The 16,988-nt window shown below is 67.3% G+C and carries 16 protein-coding genes; 9 read left to right on the top strand and 7 right to left on the bottom strand.

Annotated elements, in window-relative coordinates; genetic code table 11:
* Positions 1-6: 6 nt before the first annotated feature.
* Together ABH915_RS11750 and ABH915_RS11755 are read right to left on the bottom strand one after the other, a co-directional pair.
* Positions 7-1,284, bottom strand: coding sequence for an FAD-dependent oxidoreductase (locus tag ABH915_RS11750; RefSeq protein WP_370121402.1), 1,278 nt, complete (start codon positions 1,282-1,284; stop codon positions 7-9).
* A complete protein-coding gene (locus ABH915_RS11755; protein WP_370121405.1) occupies positions 1,277-2,497 on the bottom strand; it encodes an MFS transporter in 1,221 nt (406 codons plus the stop codon). Before ABH915_RS11755 ends, ABH915_RS11750 begins: the two co-directional genes overlap by 8 nt.
* A 153-nt stretch (positions 2,498-2,650) precedes the next feature.
* On the opposite strand from ABH915_RS11755, the gene ABH915_RS11760 reads away from it, so the two are divergent.
* From ABH915_RS11760 to ABH915_RS11775, 4 genes are all read left to right on the top strand, one after another.
* Positions 2,651-3,472 (top strand): IclR family transcriptional regulator, encoded by an 822-nt coding sequence (locus ABH915_RS11760; protein ID WP_018772864.1) that lies wholly within the window; start codon positions 2,651-2,653, stop codon positions 3,470-3,472.
* 117 nt (positions 3,473-3,589) lie between these two features.
* Positions 3,590-4,732 (top strand): cupin domain-containing protein, encoded by a 1,143-nt coding sequence (locus ABH915_RS11765; RefSeq protein WP_370121409.1) that lies wholly within the window; start codon positions 3,590-3,592, stop codon positions 4,730-4,732.
* Positions 4,732-5,556, top strand: coding sequence for a fumarylacetoacetate hydrolase family protein (locus ABH915_RS11770; protein WP_370121411.1), 825 nt, complete (start codon positions 4,732-4,734; stop codon positions 5,554-5,556). Before ABH915_RS11765 ends, ABH915_RS11770 begins: the two co-directional genes overlap by 1 nt.
* The gene (locus ABH915_RS11775; protein ID WP_370121414.1) at positions 5,556-6,317 is read left to right on the top strand and encodes a maleylpyruvate isomerase family mycothiol-dependent enzyme; all 762 of its coding nucleotides are present in this window, start codon (positions 5,556-5,558) and stop codon (positions 6,315-6,317) included. The genes ABH915_RS11770 and ABH915_RS11775 overlap by 1 nt, the downstream gene beginning before the upstream one ends.
* Positions 6,318-6,511: 194 nt before the next feature.
* On the opposite strand, the gene ABH915_RS11780 is transcribed toward ABH915_RS11775, so the two are convergent.
* The 5 genes from ABH915_RS11780 to ABH915_RS11800 are packed head-to-tail and all read right to left on the bottom strand — an operon-like array spanning position 6,512 to position 11,544.
* Positions 6,512-7,126, bottom strand: coding sequence for a TetR/AcrR family transcriptional regulator (locus ABH915_RS11780; protein ID WP_018772870.1), 615 nt, complete (start codon positions 7,124-7,126; stop codon positions 6,512-6,514).
* Positions 7,127-7,154: 28 nt separating this feature from the next.
* Complete coding sequence (locus ABH915_RS11785) at positions 7,155-8,399, bottom strand: NAD(P)/FAD-dependent oxidoreductase (protein WP_370121417.1); 1,245 nt, start codon at positions 8,397-8,399, stop codon at positions 7,155-7,157.
* Positions 8,396-8,590, bottom strand: coding sequence for a ferredoxin (locus ABH915_RS11790; protein ID WP_018772872.1), 195 nt, complete (start codon positions 8,588-8,590; stop codon positions 8,396-8,398). Before ABH915_RS11790 ends, ABH915_RS11785 begins: the two co-directional genes overlap by 4 nt.
* The gene (locus tag ABH915_RS11795) at positions 8,587-9,759 is read right to left on the bottom strand and encodes a cytochrome P450 (protein WP_370121420.1); all 1,173 of its coding nucleotides are present in this window, start codon (positions 9,757-9,759) and stop codon (positions 8,587-8,589) included. The genes ABH915_RS11790 and ABH915_RS11795 overlap by 4 nt, the downstream gene beginning before the upstream one ends.
* A 54-nt stretch (positions 9,760-9,813) precedes the next feature.
* Entirely contained in the window at positions 9,814-11,544 is a 1,731-nt protein-coding gene (locus ABH915_RS11800) for an MFS transporter (protein WP_370121423.1), read from the bottom strand.
* 314 nt (positions 11,545-11,858) lie between these two features.
* On the opposite strand from ABH915_RS11800, the gene ABH915_RS11805 reads away from it, so the two are divergent.
* From ABH915_RS11805 to ABH915_RS11825, 5 genes are all read left to right on the top strand, one after another.
* Entirely contained in the window at positions 11,859-12,926 is a 1,068-nt protein-coding gene (locus ABH915_RS11805; RefSeq protein ID WP_370121426.1) for a phosphotriesterase, read from the top strand.
* Positions 12,923-13,876, top strand: coding sequence for a phosphotriesterase (locus tag ABH915_RS11810; protein ID WP_370121428.1), 954 nt, complete (start codon positions 12,923-12,925; stop codon positions 13,874-13,876). Before ABH915_RS11805 ends, ABH915_RS11810 begins: the two co-directional genes overlap by 4 nt.
* Positions 13,877-13,954: 78 nt before the next feature.
* Positions 13,955-15,097, top strand: coding sequence for an FAD-dependent monooxygenase (locus tag ABH915_RS11815; RefSeq protein WP_370121431.1), 1,143 nt, complete (start codon positions 13,955-13,957; stop codon positions 15,095-15,097).
* Positions 15,098-15,101: 4 nt separating this feature from the next.
* On the top strand, positions 15,102-16,034 hold the full coding sequence (locus ABH915_RS11820) for an alpha/beta hydrolase (RefSeq protein WP_370121434.1): 933 nt from the start codon (positions 15,102-15,104) through the stop codon (positions 16,032-16,034).
* A complete protein-coding gene (locus ABH915_RS11825) occupies positions 16,031-16,972 on the top strand; it encodes an MBL fold metallo-hydrolase (RefSeq protein WP_370121437.1) in 942 nt (313 codons plus the stop codon). The genes ABH915_RS11820 and ABH915_RS11825 overlap by 4 nt, the downstream gene beginning before the upstream one ends.
* Positions 16,973-16,988: the final 16 nt, after the last annotated feature.

Here is a 16,988-nt window from a genome sequence, read left to right on the forward strand (position 1 = left end):
CCCGGATCAGGCGGAAATCTTGTCCGCCACGCCGGAGTGGGCCGCCGGCACGCCGTCGCCGTCCTGGCCGTACAGCCAGTCGTTGTACCGGAAGTCGTTGTCCATCCGGCTCTTGAAGAGCAGGTTGCGCAGCGTTCTGGCCAGCCCGGAGACGTGCCAGGATTCGCCCCAGACGCGGGCGGTGCGCTGGACCTTGGCGGTGCGGCCGGCACGGAGGTTGTTGAACTCCTTGATCGCGCCGTCCCAGGCGTCGGGGTTGACGCCGTCCGCGGTGAACACGGTGCCGTTGCTGACGTCCTGCAGCACGGCTGCGTCCTCGAGCGCCTGGCAGGCGCCCTGGGCCAGGTACTGCAGCATCGGGTGCGCGGCGTCGCCCATCAGCACCATCCGGCCGGCCACCCAGTTGTCGATCGGATCGCGGTCGTACATGGGCCAGCGCATGCTGGTGCCCAGGTTTTTCAGCGCAGCCTGGACGGCGGGGACGCAATCCTTGTACGCGGCCTCAAGCTCGTCCACTCCGCCGTATTGCTCCTCGCCACGTTCGAAGGATGCGGACTTGAAAACGGCTACGGTGTTCAGCAGCTCGCCCTTGCGCAGCGGGTACTGCACGAGGTGGCAGTCCGGTCCGAGGTAGACAATGACGTCCTCGAGGTCTGCCTTGGGTGTGTGTTCGGTGATCGGCACGGTGCCGCGGTATGCGACGTAGGCCGAGGGAACCGGCTCGTCGCCGGCCACGAGCGGACGGAGGGTGGACTTGAGCCCGTCGGCGCCGATCACGACGTCGGCCTCGTAGTCCACGCCGGCGGCGGTGTGGGCCACTCCCCTGCCGTTCACGGTCTCCACGCTCTCGACCATGACGTCGTTTACGAGTTTCACGCCCGCCGCTTCACAGCCTTCGAGCAGGACCCGGTGCAGGTCGCTGCGGTGGATCACCACGTAGGGCGCACCGTAGCGTTCCTCGAATTCCCCGCCGAGGCTCTGGCGCGTGAGCTCCTCGCCGGTGACGGCGTCGCGGAACACCAGATGCTTGGGCTGGACGCCAATCTCCAGGGCCTTCTCCAGCAGGCCCCAGCGCTTCAGGACCCGGGAGGCGTTGGGGGCCATCTGCAGCCCCGCGCCGACCTCGCCGAATTCGGGGGCCCGTTCCACGAGGGTGACGTTGGCGCCGTTTTCCCGCAGCGCGAGGGCTCCTGCCAGTCCGGCCATTCCCCCTCCGATGACGAGGACATCGGTGGACGAGCCGTCGGTGGACAGGGAACTGGTGGACGGGGCGTGCTCAGACATTGCTTGCTCCTGTAAGTGAGTGAGGGGTTGAGGTTTTGGACTTGAGCTTGAGGCCGACGGCGGCCAGCAGGACCGCCGCGATGGCGGCTGCACCGGCGAAGGCGAGGAAATTGGAATTGACGCCCAGCCCGGCGGCCAGCAGGAGGCCGCCTACCTGCGGGGCGGCCACGGCGCCGATGCGGCCCGTCCCCAGCGCCCAGCCCAGCGCGGTGCCGCGCAGGTGGGCGGGATAGTGGCTCGCGACGGCGGCGATGATGAGGCACTGCGTGCCGTGGGTGCCGACGCCAGCGAGGACCAGCATGAGATAGACGACGGTGACCGGCGGTCCCGTAACCAGCACCACGAGCGCGCCGGCGGCGACGGCGGCCGCGGCGATCGCCGTCGGAATCGGACCGAAGCGGGTCCCGGCCCAGGCCGTGATGACCGAGCCGGCCACCGCGCCCAGGTTCAGGGCCAGGGCGAAGGTCAGGGCGGACCCGAGGTTGTAGCCGGCCAGCTGCATGAGGTTGGGCAGCCAGGTTCCCAGCCCGTACCAGGCAAACAGGGTGGCGATCGTCGCCAGGGCGAACAGCACGCTGACGCCCAGGTACGGGGCGCGGAGCAGGGATTTGAAACCGGACGGCTCCTTGACCGCATGGTCCTTGCTGGCTGTGCCGCTGACCGGCGCCAGGGTTTCCGGGAGGTATTTGAGTCCGAGTGGCACCACGATCAGCAGTGCGAGCACGGCCACGAGGAACATGGATTGCCAGCCGAAGGCGGGAATCAGCTGGATGCCGACGAGGGCCGCGATCGATCCGCCGATCGGGACGCCGGACATCATCAGGGTGGCGACAGTGGACCGCCACTTGGCCGTGACAAGTTCGGCCACGAGCGCATTCGCCGAGGGCACCAGGCCGCCGAGCCCGATGCCGGCGAGGAGCCGCAGAGCACCGAAGACGGGGGCGCTGGGGGCGAACGCGCACAGGATCGTGAAGATCGAAAAGACGATGGCACACCCCAGGATGGTGCGACGGCGGCCCCAGGAGTCAGCCATCCGACCGGCGAAGATCGCTCCGATCATCATGCCGACGAAGGCCATTGAGCCGATCGTTCCGGCGGTGGCCCTGTTCAGGCCCCAGCCGGTCTCAGAGATCAGGGACGACTGGACCGTGCCGTAGACGATCAGGTCGTAACCATCGAAGACCACCAGGAGCCAGCAGACGAGGACGGCCATTGCCGAGCCTTTGGAGAACCGCGATGCAGGCCCATCGGCGGTGGTCGAGCCGTCAAGACTCGGGGTTGGCCGCTCCGGCGCTGCAGCGGAAGGTGTGTGATTCATGCCACCACTGTCCTAGCCGCCGCAGGTGAACCACAATACAATTCTGATGTGCAGAACAACCCGTCAGCAAAGTCCGCCCGCAAGCCCGTTCAGAAGCGGCCGACCTATTCCATCGAGGCGGTGGACAACGCGTTGCAGCTCCTCCAGCTGCTCCGCGACGGCGGCGCGCTGCGGCTCAAGGACGCCGCCGTCGAGCTGGGCGTGGCCCCCTCCACCGCCCACCGCCTGTTGGCGATGCTGGTCTACCGGGGCTTCGCCGTCCAGGACGAGACCCGCCGCTACGTCCCCGGCCCGGCCATGGGCGTTGGGCCCGCCGGGCTGAGCTGGACCCGCATGCTCCGCACCCTCGCGCAGCCGCACATGGAGCTGCTCTCGGCGCAACTCAACGAGACCGTCAACCTTATGGTGCGGGTGGGTACGAAAGTGCGCTTCCTGGCCACTGTGGAAGGGAACAACGTGTTGCGTGTTGGTGACCGGCAGGGAACGGTGATGCCTGCCAATAAGACGTCCGGCGGCAAGGCCATGCTTGCCGAACTGGAACCGCACATGATCGAGCAGTTGTTCCGCAGCCACAACGCTGAAATCGGCGGCGACACCATCCCGGACCAGGAATTTCCGGCATTTCTGCGCGAGCTGGAATCCATCCGCAGCAACGGGTTCGCAGCCAACTTCGAAGGCACCGAGGAGGGCGTGAGCGCCCTCGGGATGGCCCTGCACAACCGGCATGGGCACGTCGTCGGCGCGATCACCGTCGCCACTCCCGCGACCCGCTTCCGCCGGGTGTTCGACGCCGGACTCGTCCCCGCCCTGCGGGAAACCTGTCGGCAGCTGGAGATCGACATCGCCGCAAACCCGGCCGAGCCGGACTGAGTGCACCCGGCGCCCTGCGCGAGAAATTCTGTTGAGCAGAATATGCTCGGGGTCACACGCCGGCATCCGTAGAGTCGAACTACGCCAATAGAGTTCTGACCTACAGAGGAGGCCCACGTGTCCATCAGCGCCGAGAACACGACTCATGAATCAGTGGCCGCGGGGCACACTGTCCCGGAGCCCACGCCTGAAGAGGCTGCCCAGCTCAAGGAGCTGTACCAGGATTTTGACCGGGAGAACCTGATCCCGCTGTGGACCGAGATCGCGGACCTGATGCCGATGGTCCCGTCACCGAAGGCGGTCCCGCACGTGTGGCGGTGGAGTGATCTGTATCCGCTGGCGGCACGTGCCGGGGATCTGGTTCCGGTGGGCCGGGGCGGGGAACGCCGGGCCATCGCCCTGGCGAACCCGGGCCTGGCCGGAACCCCGTATGCGACCCCCACGCTGTGGGCGGCCATCCAGTACCTCGGCGCCCGGGAGACCGCCCCCGAGCACCGCCACTCGCAGAACGCGTTCCGCTTCGTCGTCGAGGGCGAAGGGGTCTGGACGGTGGTGAACGGGGACCCGGTACGGATGTCCCGCGGCGATTTCCTGCTGACCCCGGGCTGGAACTTCCACGGCCACCACAACGACACCGATCAGCCGATGGCCTGGATCGACGGGCTGGACATCCCGTTCGTGCACTACGCCGACGCCGGGTTCTTCGAATTCGGCACCGAACGCGTCACCGACGAGGCCACCCCGGACATCTCCCGCTCCGAACGGCTCTGGGCGCACCCGGGCCTGCGCCCGCTCTCCGGGCTCGATGACACCACCTGCTCCCCCATCGCGGCCTACCGCTGGGAATACACCGACCGGGCGCTGGCCGAGCAGCTGCTGCTCGAGGACGAGGGCCACCCGGCCACCGTGTCCCAGGGCCACGCCGCGGTCCGCTACACCAACCCCACCACCGGCGGCGACGTCATGCCGACCATCCGGGCCGAATTCCACCGCCTCCGCGCCGGCGCCACCACCGACGCGGTCCGGGAGGTCGGTTCCAGTGTCTGGCAGGTCTTCGAAGGCTCCGGCTCCGTGGTCCTGAACGGCGAGACCAGGACCCTGGCCAAGGGCGACCTCTTCGTGGTCCCGTCCTGGCAGGAGTGGTCGCTGCAGGCCGACGCTGGCTCCCAAGCTTCGTTTGATCTGTTCCGCTTCAGCGATGCACCCATTTTTGAACGGCTGAACTTCAACCGCACCTACATCGAAGGACGCAACAAGTAATGAGACTCCTCACCCTCCGCACCCCCACAGGCAATAGGGCTGTCCGCCAGGACGGCGACACCCTGACCGAGATCGACGGGTTCGCCGACGTCGGCGCCCTGCTGAAGGACTCCGCCTGGGAATCCATCGCCGCCGCAGCGAACGGCGCCACCCACCCGGCCGAGGGCGCCGACCTCGAAGCGGTGGTGCCCTCCCCCGGCAAGATCATCTGCGTGGGCCACAACTACCGCAACCACATCAAGGAAATGGGCCGGGACGTGCCCGAGTTCCCCACTCTGTTCGCCAAGTACCAGGAATCCCTGATCGGCCCGAACGATGACCTGGCCCTGCCGCAGGAATCCGACGCCGTCGACTGGGAAGCCGAACTCGCCGTCGTGATCGGCAAGAAGGGCCGCCGGATCAGCGAGGCCGACGCCGCGGACCACATCGCCGGGTACGCCGTGCTGAACGATGTGTCCATGCGGGACTACCAGTTCCGCACCATCCAGTGGCTGCAGGGCAAGACCTGGGAGAAGTCCACCCCGTTCGGCCCCGCCCTGGTCACCAAGGACGAGTTCACCGCCGGGCCGCTGATGACCTCGGCGGTGGACGGCGAGATCCAGCAGAGCACCCCGACCGGGGATCTCGTCTTCACCCCGGAGTTCCTGGTCTCCTACATTTCCACCATCATCACGCTGAACCCGGGCGATGTGATCGCGACCGGCACCCCCGGCGGGGTGGGCCACGCCCAGGACCCGAAGCGCTACCTGCAGGAAGGCCAGGTCCTGGTCACCACCATCGAGGGACTGGGCCAGCTGAAGAACCGCGTCATCAAGGAAGCCTGATGGTGGCCCGCCACGACCAGACCACGGACCCGGAGCTGCTCGCGGCGCTGCTGCAGGCCCGGCGCGGCACCGCGTTCTTCGCCCGCAAACTCAACGAGCTCAGTGACGCGGAGCTCGACGGCGGCTCGCTGCTGCCGGGCTGGACCCGCCGGCACATCACCGCGCACATCGGCTACAACGCCCGGGCCATCGCCCGGTTGGTGGAGTGGGCCGCCACCGGGGTCGAGACCCCGATGTATGCCTCCACCGCGGTCCGGGACCACGAGATCGACTTCGGCGCCACGCTCAGCCCGATCGCGCTGCGGCACCTCTTCGACCACTCCGCCGTGCACCTGAACGTCGAATGGCGCGACCTTCCGGCAGAGGCCTGGCACCACAAAGTGAAGACCGCGCAGGGACGGATCGTCCCCGCTGAAGAGACAGTGTGGATGCGCAGCCGCGAAGTCTGGATGCACGCCGTCGACCTCGCCAACGGCGCCAGCTTCGCCGACATCCCCGCACCCGTGCTGGAACGGCTGCTGACAGACATCACCGGCGCCTGGAAAACCCGCGGCACCGACAAGGACCTCGTCGTCAAGGTCACGGACCACGACCTGACGTTCGGGGACACGGCCTCGGCGACCCCCACCGTGGTCTCCGGACCGCTCGCCGCCGTCGTCGAATGGGCCGCCGGCCGCGGCACCAGCGGCGGGGTCACCGCCACCGGGCCCGGCACTGCAGACGTGGACGGAAAGGTCCCAGCCGCCCCGAAGTGGATTTGAGAACTGGCTAAACGGTCGTAAAAGCGGAAGGCCCCCTCGGCGAGGGGGCCTTCCGCTTTCGTGCCTGGTTGCCTGCGCCCGGGGGCCCTTTGCGGGCAATGTTCGACGCCGGAGCCCTGGTTGACGGCGTGTCCGCGCCAAAGTGCCCCCGGACCGCCGCTGGAGCGCAGTAGAGCCGCTCTGCGACGGCGGGCTTAGCCTTCGTCGCAGAGCAGGTGGTACCAGTTGTCGGCGAGCACCTCGAGGGCGTGTTCGCGGTTTGGTTCAAACTTCCGTCGTGTCCAGAGCGTGGCCACGTAGTCGAGCGAGGTGAAGGCAAGGGTGCCGCGAATGTGGTGCGTCTCCTCGGAGAAGCGCCCTGCCAGCTCCATCCCGCGCACGAGGTCGGAGATGACCTCCTCATGCCATCCCTCGACTAAGGCGCGCACCTCGCGATCGACGGCGGCGGCCTCCTCGAGCACGTCGAGGTACGGGCGGAAAACCGGCCAGAGCGCCGCCCGCGACTCCAGCCAGGCCAGGATGCCCGGCAGCTCGCCTGCGCGGACGACGTCGACGAGGTCTGCCGCCGTCGATCCCCGGTCGGGGCCGTCCGCGCGGTCCAGCACGGCATTGACGCGCGCCATGAAGTCCCGCATCAGGTCGCTGCGCGTAGGGTAGTAGGCGTAAAAAGTCACCCGGGTGGTACCGGCCGCAGCGGCGATCTCATCGATCGTCGTAGCGGCGTAGCCCTTCTCGGTGAAGAGTTCCAGCGCCCGTTCGACGATCACGTCACGGGTCAGCTGCTTCTGGGCTTCTCGCAACGACGACATGGATCAATCCTAACGGTGTTGCGCGGCGTCAGGCGCGAGCGGGCGCCGCACGCAGCGCGGCCGGACCGGCGTCGGCCAACCGGCGCAGCTTGGGGACGGGGATCCGGTAGTTGATCGCAGCGGCGGTGCCGGAACCGTCCGCGTTGTCCCAGCGAAGCAGCATCGAGTCCGCACCCCCGCCGGGCTCGCAGTAGTCGGGAGCCCCGAGGGCCGGCGCGAAGCCCACCGACTTGAGCGAGAGGCCGAATGCCTCCGTCCAGAAGTACGGCTGGAAATTGAACTCGGGCGCCGCGTCACCCCTGAGCAGACCGACGCCAGCGATCTTGGCCTGGTCGATGGCGCTGGTCCACAGGGGCACCCGTTCCACCCCGCGGCGGGTCGGGAAGGACGCCACGTCGCCGGCGGCGACGATGTCCGGCCGGAGCCTGCCGCGCGAATCGACCCGCAGCTGTCCGTCGACGAGGAGGTTCGAGCCAGCGAGCCAGCCGGTGTTCGGCTCGTCGCCGATGGCGGTGACCACCAGATCAGCTTCCAGCTCGGTGCCGTTGGCCAGGACCACCTTTACCCCGGCACCGTGATCGACAAGCCGGGCCTTCCCGCCGCCAACCACCCGCAGTCCGCGCCGGATGGCGGCGGAGGTGAAGATGTCCGCCAGATGGTCGCCGAGCTGACGCGCCAGGGGCTTGACGTCGGCGACGAGGGTGACCTCGCAGCCCACGTGCACGCAACCGGACGCGACCTCCATGCCCAGTGCTCCGCCGCCGATCACGATAACCGAGGGGCGCGATGCGACGCGTTCCTTAAGAAGGAACGCATCCTCGATGGTGCGCAGGGTGAGTTCCCGGAGGTGGCCGTCCTGTTGCGGTTGCGCTGTACCCTTCTTTTGCGTCCTTCGCGCACCCGCGTCGAGGCGCCTGGCCCGGGAACCCGAAGCTATGACGAGGCCGTCATACGCCAGCTCCCCTCCCCCGTCCAGGCGCACAATCCGGGCCTCGACGTCCAGGCCCGTGGCGCTGACCCCGAGCAGCTCCGTTGCATTGTGGGTCGGCTCGGGGAGCACATGCGCTTGGAGTCCACCGTCACCGTTTCCGTCGGCACTGTTCTCCTCGACAGCGTGCAGCAGCGCTTTGGAGAGGGCCGGCCGGCTGTAGGGCTGGTGGCGCTCCGCGCCCACGACAGTGAGCTCACCGTCGAAGCCGGCCGAGCGCAGCGAGTCGCAGGCCGTGAGTCCGGCGATGCCGTTGCCGACCACCACGATTTTTCGCATCGTCATGCCGCGGCCAATCGCAGTGCGGCAACCGGGCAGACCCTTACCGCCGCCTTCGCGGCGTCCAGGTCAGCCCCTTCCACGTCCGGGACGTCGAGTACCAGCTCGCCGTCATCGTCGAGGTGCATCAGCCGCGGCGCGGCTTCTTCGCAGAGGCCGTGTCCCTCGCAGCGCGGCCGGTCGAGGTGGATCCTCATGCTGCCACCACCTTGGCGACCTGGAGCGATTCGAGGCTTCGCGTGATGTTGCTCGGCTCCCGGACCTCGTCGGAGATCGTCAGCGTTTTCACCCTGCGGGCAAGCGCCTCAATGATCGCATGCGCTTCAAGTTTCGCCAGGCCCTGACCGGCGCAGCCGTGCGGTCCGTAGCCGAAGGACAGGTGGTCCACGGGGTTCCGCAGCACGTCGAAGGTGTCGGGATCCTCGTAGTGCCGCGGGTCCCGGTTGCCGGCCCCAAAGAGGATGCCCACCTGGGCGCCTGCGGGAATCGTGACGCCCTCGATCTCCACGTCGCGCATGGCCTTGCGGCCCCATATGTGGACCGGGGCCCAGTACCGCAGCACTTCGGCGAACGCTGCGGGGACCAGTTCCGGGTTCCTCCGGACCAGTTCGAACTGCTCCGGGTGGCGGCCGAACAGCGCAATGATGTTCCCGATTGACGCGATGGTCGTATCAACGCCGGCTCCCAGGTATTGGTGGATGATGTGCCCCGCAGAGCCCTGGGGAATGTCGCCGCGCGTCTCGGCATCGAAAATACCTCGGCCGATTGAGCCGGGTGTGAGATCTTCTGCGGTGACCGACGAGCACCAGCCGTAGAGCTCGCCGGCGATCGGGAAGCTCTCCTGGGTGCGCTGGTTCAGCGGGCCGAGGACCTGCATAGCGGCCTTGCCCCAGCGCAGCATGTTGTCCTTGACGTGCCCGCTGAAGCCAATGAGGTCGGCAACGATTTCCATCGGGAAGGCCCGGGCCAGGGAATCGATGGCCTCGAAGCTGCCGCTGGCGGCGAGCTCGGCGACGAGCTTGTCCGCCTTTTCGTCGATGACGACTTTCAGCCCGCGGAGCGCCCGGGGGGTGAGGTTCTGTGACAGCGTGGCGCGGAGCTGCGTGTGAATGGGCGGGTCGGATGCGAGGGAGGTGCCCTGCAGGGCCTCGTTCACCATGGGGTTGAAACCGATGCTTGTGGACGAGAAGGTCTCCGGATCACCGAGTGCGTCGCGGATGACGTCGTAGCGTGTCAGGACGTACATGTCGTTCTTGGGGAGGTGGACCACTGCTGCCTGCTCGCGGAGCGCGGCGTAAGTGGGGTATGGGTCGACCAGGACGTCGTCGTCCCAGATGTCGATGCCGGATTCGGTGGGTGCAGTCATGGTGTTCTCCTTATTGATGGTGGGTGGTCGGCCCGGGGCCGGAGGCCGTCAGGCTTAGACGATCGCTTCTGCATTGGCTTGGGTGGTTTTCGAGGTCTCCGCGATGGCATCCGGCGAAGGTGCCGAGGAACGTGCGGAGATGAAGAGGGTAAGAATGGCGGAGAGGGCCGCCGCGATGCCCGCGGCCAGGTACACGGCCTGGAAGCCCTGGCCAAGGGACGTCCCGGCCACGCCCTGGATCTGCTGCTGCGCGGAGCCGAGGGCCTTGACCATGCCGTCGACGGCCTGGGCCGGTGCGCCGCTGGCCGTTGCCTGGCCGGAGAACTGCGCGATGACGCCATCCCAGCCTGAGAGGTAGCCCAATGGCGGCACGTTCGAGAGTCCTGCGACGGCGTCGGCCGGCAGCCCTAAACCGCCGAGGATCCCGGCGAGGGGTGCCGCGAAGACGGTGGCGCCGATTCCGAAGGCGATGGCTGAGCCGATGACAGGGCCCAGGGCGAACCCGAGGTCGCGCAGGAGGTTGGTCGTGGCAGAGGCCATGCCGATGTGCTGCGGCTGCACGGTGTTGATGGCCACGGCAGTGATGGAGCCGACCGTGAGCGCGAACCCGATGCCCAACAGCAGGAGCGGCGGAATGAAGGCCGTCCAGGGAGTTCCGCCGAAGGCTTCCGGCGTGCCCAGGGAGAACGTCGAGAGCCAGTAGGCGGAGACGGCCATGAATGCGAAGCCCGCGGTGAGCACCCAGCGCGGGGCCACGTGGTGGATGAGCCAGCCCACCACCGGGATGAAGGCGAAGGCCGGGCCCTGGATGAAGACGAACAGCACGCCGACCTTCCAGGCTTCGGCGAGGGCAAGTCCGCCGACGGCGACGCTGGTGCTGTAGCAGACCGCGAGGAAAGCGAACATGCCGGTGACGGCAACAACTCCCGTGATTGAGTAGGCGCTGTTCTTGAACAGCGACAGGTGAATGAGCGGCTGCCGGGTGCGTGTTTCGATGATGACGAAGGCGACCAGGAGAGTGCCGCCCGCGATGTAGCTTGCGATCACCTCGGTGCTGCCGAATCCGGCGTCGACCGCCTGCACGGTGGCGAAGAGGACAGCGATCAGGCCAAGCGCGAGCGTGATCTGGCCGGGGATGTCCAACTTGCGTCCGTCGGCTGCTGCGGAGTCCTGCGCCCGGACAGCGACGATGAGGACGGCGACGGCGATCGCGGCGGCAATGTAATAGGCAACGCGCCATCCACTGAAGGTGTTGGGGGCGCCCGCCGCGGGACCCGCCACGGTGAAGGCTTGTGCCGTCAGGCCTGCCAGCATCGGCGAGATCACTGCACCAAGGGACAGAAACCCGGCCCAGGTGGCGATAACTTTCGCCCGGGCGCGATGGTCCGGGGTGATGGCCGCGATCATGGACAGCGAAATGGGGAAGAGTATGCCCGCCCCGATGCCGCCCACCGCCTGCGCCGCGATCATCATCTCGGTGGTGGACGCCAGCGCTGCCAGCACGGAGCCGACGACGCTGACCACAGCGCCCGCGTAGAGCAGCTTCTTGCGTCCGAATAGGTCGCCCAGGAGCCCCCAGCTGAGCTCAAACACCACGATGCCCATCATGAACATGCCTGCGATCCAGGTCAGGCCTGCGCCCGAGGTGTGGAATTCCACGGCAAAGGTGCCGTTGAGGGCGCCAGGCAGTGCATTCGTGATTTGGGCCAGCGTGACGGCGCTGTAAGCGGCTATGAAGGTGGCTCGAACCGAGCTGCGGCTCGGCGCCGAAATTGTCTGACTCATCGATGAAACTCCTTTGTTTCCGGTCGATTCTCCGGTGAAGCGCCAGGGCTAGTGCCCTACCGGAGCAGGAGCCGGCAGGCGGAAGTGGGTGTGGCGCTCCCCACAGTCTGGTGTCAAGGTTTACAGAATGTCAAGAACATTTACTGAACGTTGTTTTCGTGAACGCTCCGATCCTTTCCACGCTTACGCTTCGAATGTTTTCTTGACATGCTGTAAAGAAAAATGTGATGCTGGCTACCTCGCAACGGGGCTACGGCACGGTCAGACACCGCGGCGCCCTACAGTCAGCACCCGATCTTCAAGGGAGAAGCCAAGTGAGTCACACCAAACCCGTCGATAGCGGTGGCGCGTTCCACGCCTCCACCGGGCAAACCGTCAATACGGTATTGGGTCCCGTCCCCGCCTCGGAACTGGGCGTCGTCGCGCTCCACGAGGCCTTGCTGTCGGTGGTCCCGGGCGCCCAGTACGCACCGGACATCCCCATGGACCGGGCGGAGATCTTCGAGGCCCTGGCGGCCAAGCTCAAGGACTTCCGCGCGCACGGCGGCCAGACGATCGTCGACAGCACCGGCATGTTCCACGGCCGCGACCTCAAGCTCTACGAGGCGTTGTCCCGCTCCACCGGCGTCCACATCGTCGCCTCCACGGGCCTGGGCCCGGAGGAAGAACTCGGCGGATACTTCCTGACGCCGCAGACCAACCCGCCCACCCCGTGGCCGGCCGAAAAGTTCGGCGATCTCTTCGGCAAGGAGGTTACTGAGGGGATGGTGGTTCCCCGGGTCGAGCGCCGCGCCGCCGCCGGGATTGTCGCGACCGTTGCCGACCGTGCCGGCATGACCCCGACCGAGGAAAGCCTGTTCCGCGGCTCCGCCCGCGCCGCCAGGAACACCGGTGTCCCGGTCTCCATCCGCTTCGGCGCCGATGCCCTGCAGGATCTGGACATCGTCCTGGACGAGCAGATCGGAGCCGACCGGGTGATCGTCGGCGACCTGGACCGCAAGGACGCCGCCGGCTCCGCCATTGCGGTGGCCGGCCGGGGAGCCTTCGTCGGCATCGACCACGTGGGCCTGAACGACCACCCGGACTACCTCACCGACCACGATCGCGCCGAACTGGTGCTCGGGCTCGTCAAGGCCGGCCATGCCGACAGGATCATCCTGTCGGGCAACTCGATCGGCGTTGCCAAGGGCCTGCCGGAGTACAACCTGCCCTACAGCCACGTCCTGACGACGTTCGTGCCGTTCCTCAAGGCCCGCGGCCTGAGCGAAGAAGACGCCCAGCGCATCCTCGTGGACAACCCGCGCAACCTGCTGACCGTGCGCCAGGCACGCGTCGGCCCCCACACACATCAAGCCTTTCGAACCCCTGAGGTGAACGAATGACCAAGGTCAACACCGTGCTGGGAACCATCCCGGCCGAAGAACTGGAAATCGTGGCGGTCCACGAACACATCGGCTACGGCATGCCCGGGTCTGAACTGGACACCAAGTGGTGGAAGTCGCCGGAGCAGGCTTACGAGGAAACCGTGCCAAAGCTGCGGAAGTTCCGCGAATACGGCGGCGGAACCTTCGTGGACGCCACGGGCATCTGCAACGGCCGCGACGTCGACTACTACAAGTCCCTGTCCCAGAAGACGGGCGTGCACATCGTTGCCTGCACCGGCTTCGTCGGCGGCGACACCGCCCTGCCGCACTTCTCCCGCGCCACCGTGGACTACCTCACGAAGGTGTTCATCCACGAGATCACCGTCGGCATCGGCAACACAGGCGCCAAAGCCGGCGTCATCAAGGTCGGCGTGAGCCGCGGCGGACGCATGACGGACCTGGACAAGCGCATTTACCGGGCCGCGGCCCGCGCCGCCGTCGTCACCGGAGCACCCATCCTGACCCACCTGGCCATCGACCCCGAACCGGCGGTGACCATCTTCAACGAAGAGGGCCTCCGGCTGGACCGCGTGCTCTTCGGCCACGCCGACGACGGCCTAAACGCTCCGATCACCCCGCACGATTGGATCTACGAGCAGGGCGGCCGCATCGGCTTCGACACCTTCGGCTACGACCTCGAGCTGCCGGATCCGCCGTTTTGGGGCCGCAAACGCGCCGAACGCATGCAGCACTTCGTCAACCTGGTGAACAAGGGCTATGCGGACAAGCTCCTCGTCTCGGCCGACGCGAACTGCAGCCCGCTGGGCTGGCCGGGCGTGAGGGGCCACACCATCAACTACATCTTCGAGGACATGATCCCCGACATGCGCGCGGCCGGCATCGACGACGCCACCCTCAAACTCCTGCTCGAGGACAACCCGGCCGACTTCCTGGCGCTTCACGCCTGATCCCGGACAGGCCACCACAACCTGCCCGCTCCCCCAGACATGGCCCGGGCCCAGAAAGAGTCAAGAAAGAGATGAACCATGAAGGCTGAAGACATCAAGAACCTCAACATCGCCATCGTCGGCGCGGGGTACGGCGGCGCAGCGGCGGCCAAGGCCCTGAGCCTGCTCGGTGCCGACGTCACCGTGTACGAACAGGCATCCCAGATGAGGGAGGTCGGCGCCGGCATCGGGCTGCGCCCCGCCACCATGCACCGGTTCCGCCAGTGGGGCATCTTCGACACGATCGCGAAAGTCAGCTCGCCGAGCGACTACTTCGAAATCCTCACCGCCACGGGTGACCCGATCATGAAGGACACCTGGCCGGAGTTCGGCGAGCAGACCCAGACCCACCTGATCCACCGCGGCGACTTCATCGAGGCCCTCCTGAGCGTGCTGCCGGAGGGCATGGTGCACCTTGGCCACAAGCTGGAGACCATCGAGGACAAGGGCGGCCGCTCCGTCCTGACCTTCACCAACGGCAAGACGGTCGAGGCCGACCTGGTGGTGGGCGCCGACGGCATCAAGTCCGTGGTGCGCGAGCAGCTCTTCAGCAACAAAGGCCCGGTGTTTTCCGGCGAACACGCCTACCGCGCTGTGATCTCCGCCGACGACGCCCACGGCATGGTGGTGGACGACAACCTGCGGATGTACATGGGCCGGGGCACGAAGGTCTACCTGTTGCCGCTGCGCCACCGCAACCAGATGTCCTTCGACATCACCGCACTGTGCCCGGACAGCACCTGGGCCCCCGCAATCACGAAGGACGACCTCGTGGCGACGGTGGAGGGCTTCGACGAGCGGATCGTCAACATCGCCCGCGGCCTCGACATGGACACCGTGAACATCCGCGCCGTCTACGACATCGACCCGGTTGACACCTGGCATAGGGACTCCGTCGTGCTCATGGGCGATGCGGCCCACTCGATGCTGCACCACCAGGGCCAGGGCGCCAACTCGGCCATCGAGGATGCCGGCGCGCTCGCCGATGCCCTGGCGGAGGCCGGCTCGGTCAAGGAGGCACTGGCCCTGTTCCAGGCAACCCGTAAGCCGGTAACGGACGAGCTGCAGCGCATCTCGCGTCAGGGGTGGACCGTGGACGAGGTCAATGATGTCTTCCCGGGACAAAAGCCCACGTCCCAGAAGCCCGCCACCGTCAACGCACCAGCACAGTCGAAAGCCTGATCCCATGACCCTCCATCCCGAAATCGCCAAGATCCTCAGCACCCTGCCGGCGCCCGACGGTTCGCCGCTGAACCCCGAGGCCATGCGCGCCGGCGAGGCCGCGCAGGTTCCCCCACTGGAGGAGCGCCTGGCGCTGTACTCTGTCGAGGACGCCACTGCGGTGACGCCGTCGGGCGAGGTGCCCGTGCGGATCTACACGGCGGCCGAGGCTGACGCGTATGGGCTTCTGGTGTACCTCCACGGCGGGGCGTTCTTCCTGGGCAATCTGGACACCCACGACCACGTCGCGCGGGCCCTGGCCAAGGAAACCGGCTACAAGGTCATCTCGGTGGGCTACCGCCTGGCGCCCGAGGCTGCTTTCCCTGCCGGCCTCGACGACTGCTACGGGGTGGTCCGTTGGGCCGCCGAGCAGGGTACGCGCCTGGGCTGGGACGGGAAAAACCTCGCCATCGCCGGCGACAGTTCGGGCGGCAACTTCGCGGCCGCCGTCGCCGCGAAAGCCCACGACGACGGGTTTGACCGGATCACGCACCAGGTCCTCTTCTACCCGTCCTTGGACCTGGACTTCGACGTCGACCGTTACGCCTCGCTGCGGGAGAACGCCGAGGGATACGGCCTGGAGACGGCGGGCCTCAAACCGTTCAACTCCTTCTACCTTGAGAACGGTGCGGACCCGGCGGACTCACTCGTCTCGCCCATCAAGCGCGATGACCTCGCTGGCCTGCCCGCGGCCCTCATCATCACCGCCGAGTACGATCCCCTGCGCGATGAGGGCGAACGCTACGGCCAGCGACTGGCGGAGGCCGGCATCGCCGCTTCGGTCAGCCGCTACGCGGGGGCCAACCACGGCTTCGTCCAGCACTTCTCCTGGATCCCGGAGTTCTACCGGGCCTTCGAAGAGACAGGCGATTTCCTGAACGCGAGGGCCGGGCAATGACGGAGCCAGTCGCTGTCCATCCCCTGGTCTCGCCGTGGGGCCGGTTCGGACTCTACAGCTTCTTCATCGACGCTCCCGAGCCCGCCATCGTCGACACCGGGATCGCGTCCTCGCCCGCCGAAGGCATGGTGCCGGCACTGGAGGCGATCGGCCGCCGGATCGAGGACGTGCGCTGGATCCTGCTGACCCACGGCCACATCGATCATCTGGGCGGGGCGCGCGCCCTGTGGGAGCTCACCGAACGGCGCGCGAGGGTCGTGATCCACGAGGCCGACGCACCTCTGCTGCGCTCCCGGCGAGCGCACGTTGACCAGTACGTGGCCGTGCGCCAGCAGTACATCGACAATCCGCATGCCGTCGAGGAGCAGACACAAGCAGCGAACCATGTCATCTCCGGCGAAATGGAGCCGACCATGCTGGTTAGGGGCGGCGAGACCCTCTCCCTGGGCGGGGACGTCACCGTCTCGGTCCACCACATCCCCGGCCACACGGCAGGGTCCGTCGCGTACGTCATCGACGGCCAGCAGTCGGTCTTCGTCGGCGACGCCGTGCAGATCCACGGGGCTGCCAACGGCTTCCCCGGCTACGAGGATCCGGCCGCCTACCGCTCAAGCCTGCGGTACCTGCGCGACGAGGTCCGGCCGCAGCATCTCTACCTCGGGCACCCGTACCGGGGCGCGGACGGCGTGCCGTACGGCGTTGAACTGGACCGTGAGGCGGCCCGGAATGCCCTGCAGGGCAGCATGGACCTCGAGGCCAGGATCGACGCCGCCGTCCGCCGGTACTTTCACGCGGGGCTGCGGGAGTCCGATTCGGTGTACTCCCCCTTCGCGCCGGTGGCCGAAGAACTCGGCTACACGGGGGACCCCACACTGGAACCGTCCCCGTTCTTCACCACGATGCACGGCCATCTCACGCAGTTCAACCAGACGTCTTAACTGAGGAGTCCCGCAA

The organism is Arthrobacter sp. MW3 TE3886 (assembly GCF_041262145.1).
GTDB lineage: Bacteria > Actinomycetota > Actinomycetes > Actinomycetales > Micrococcaceae > Arthrobacter.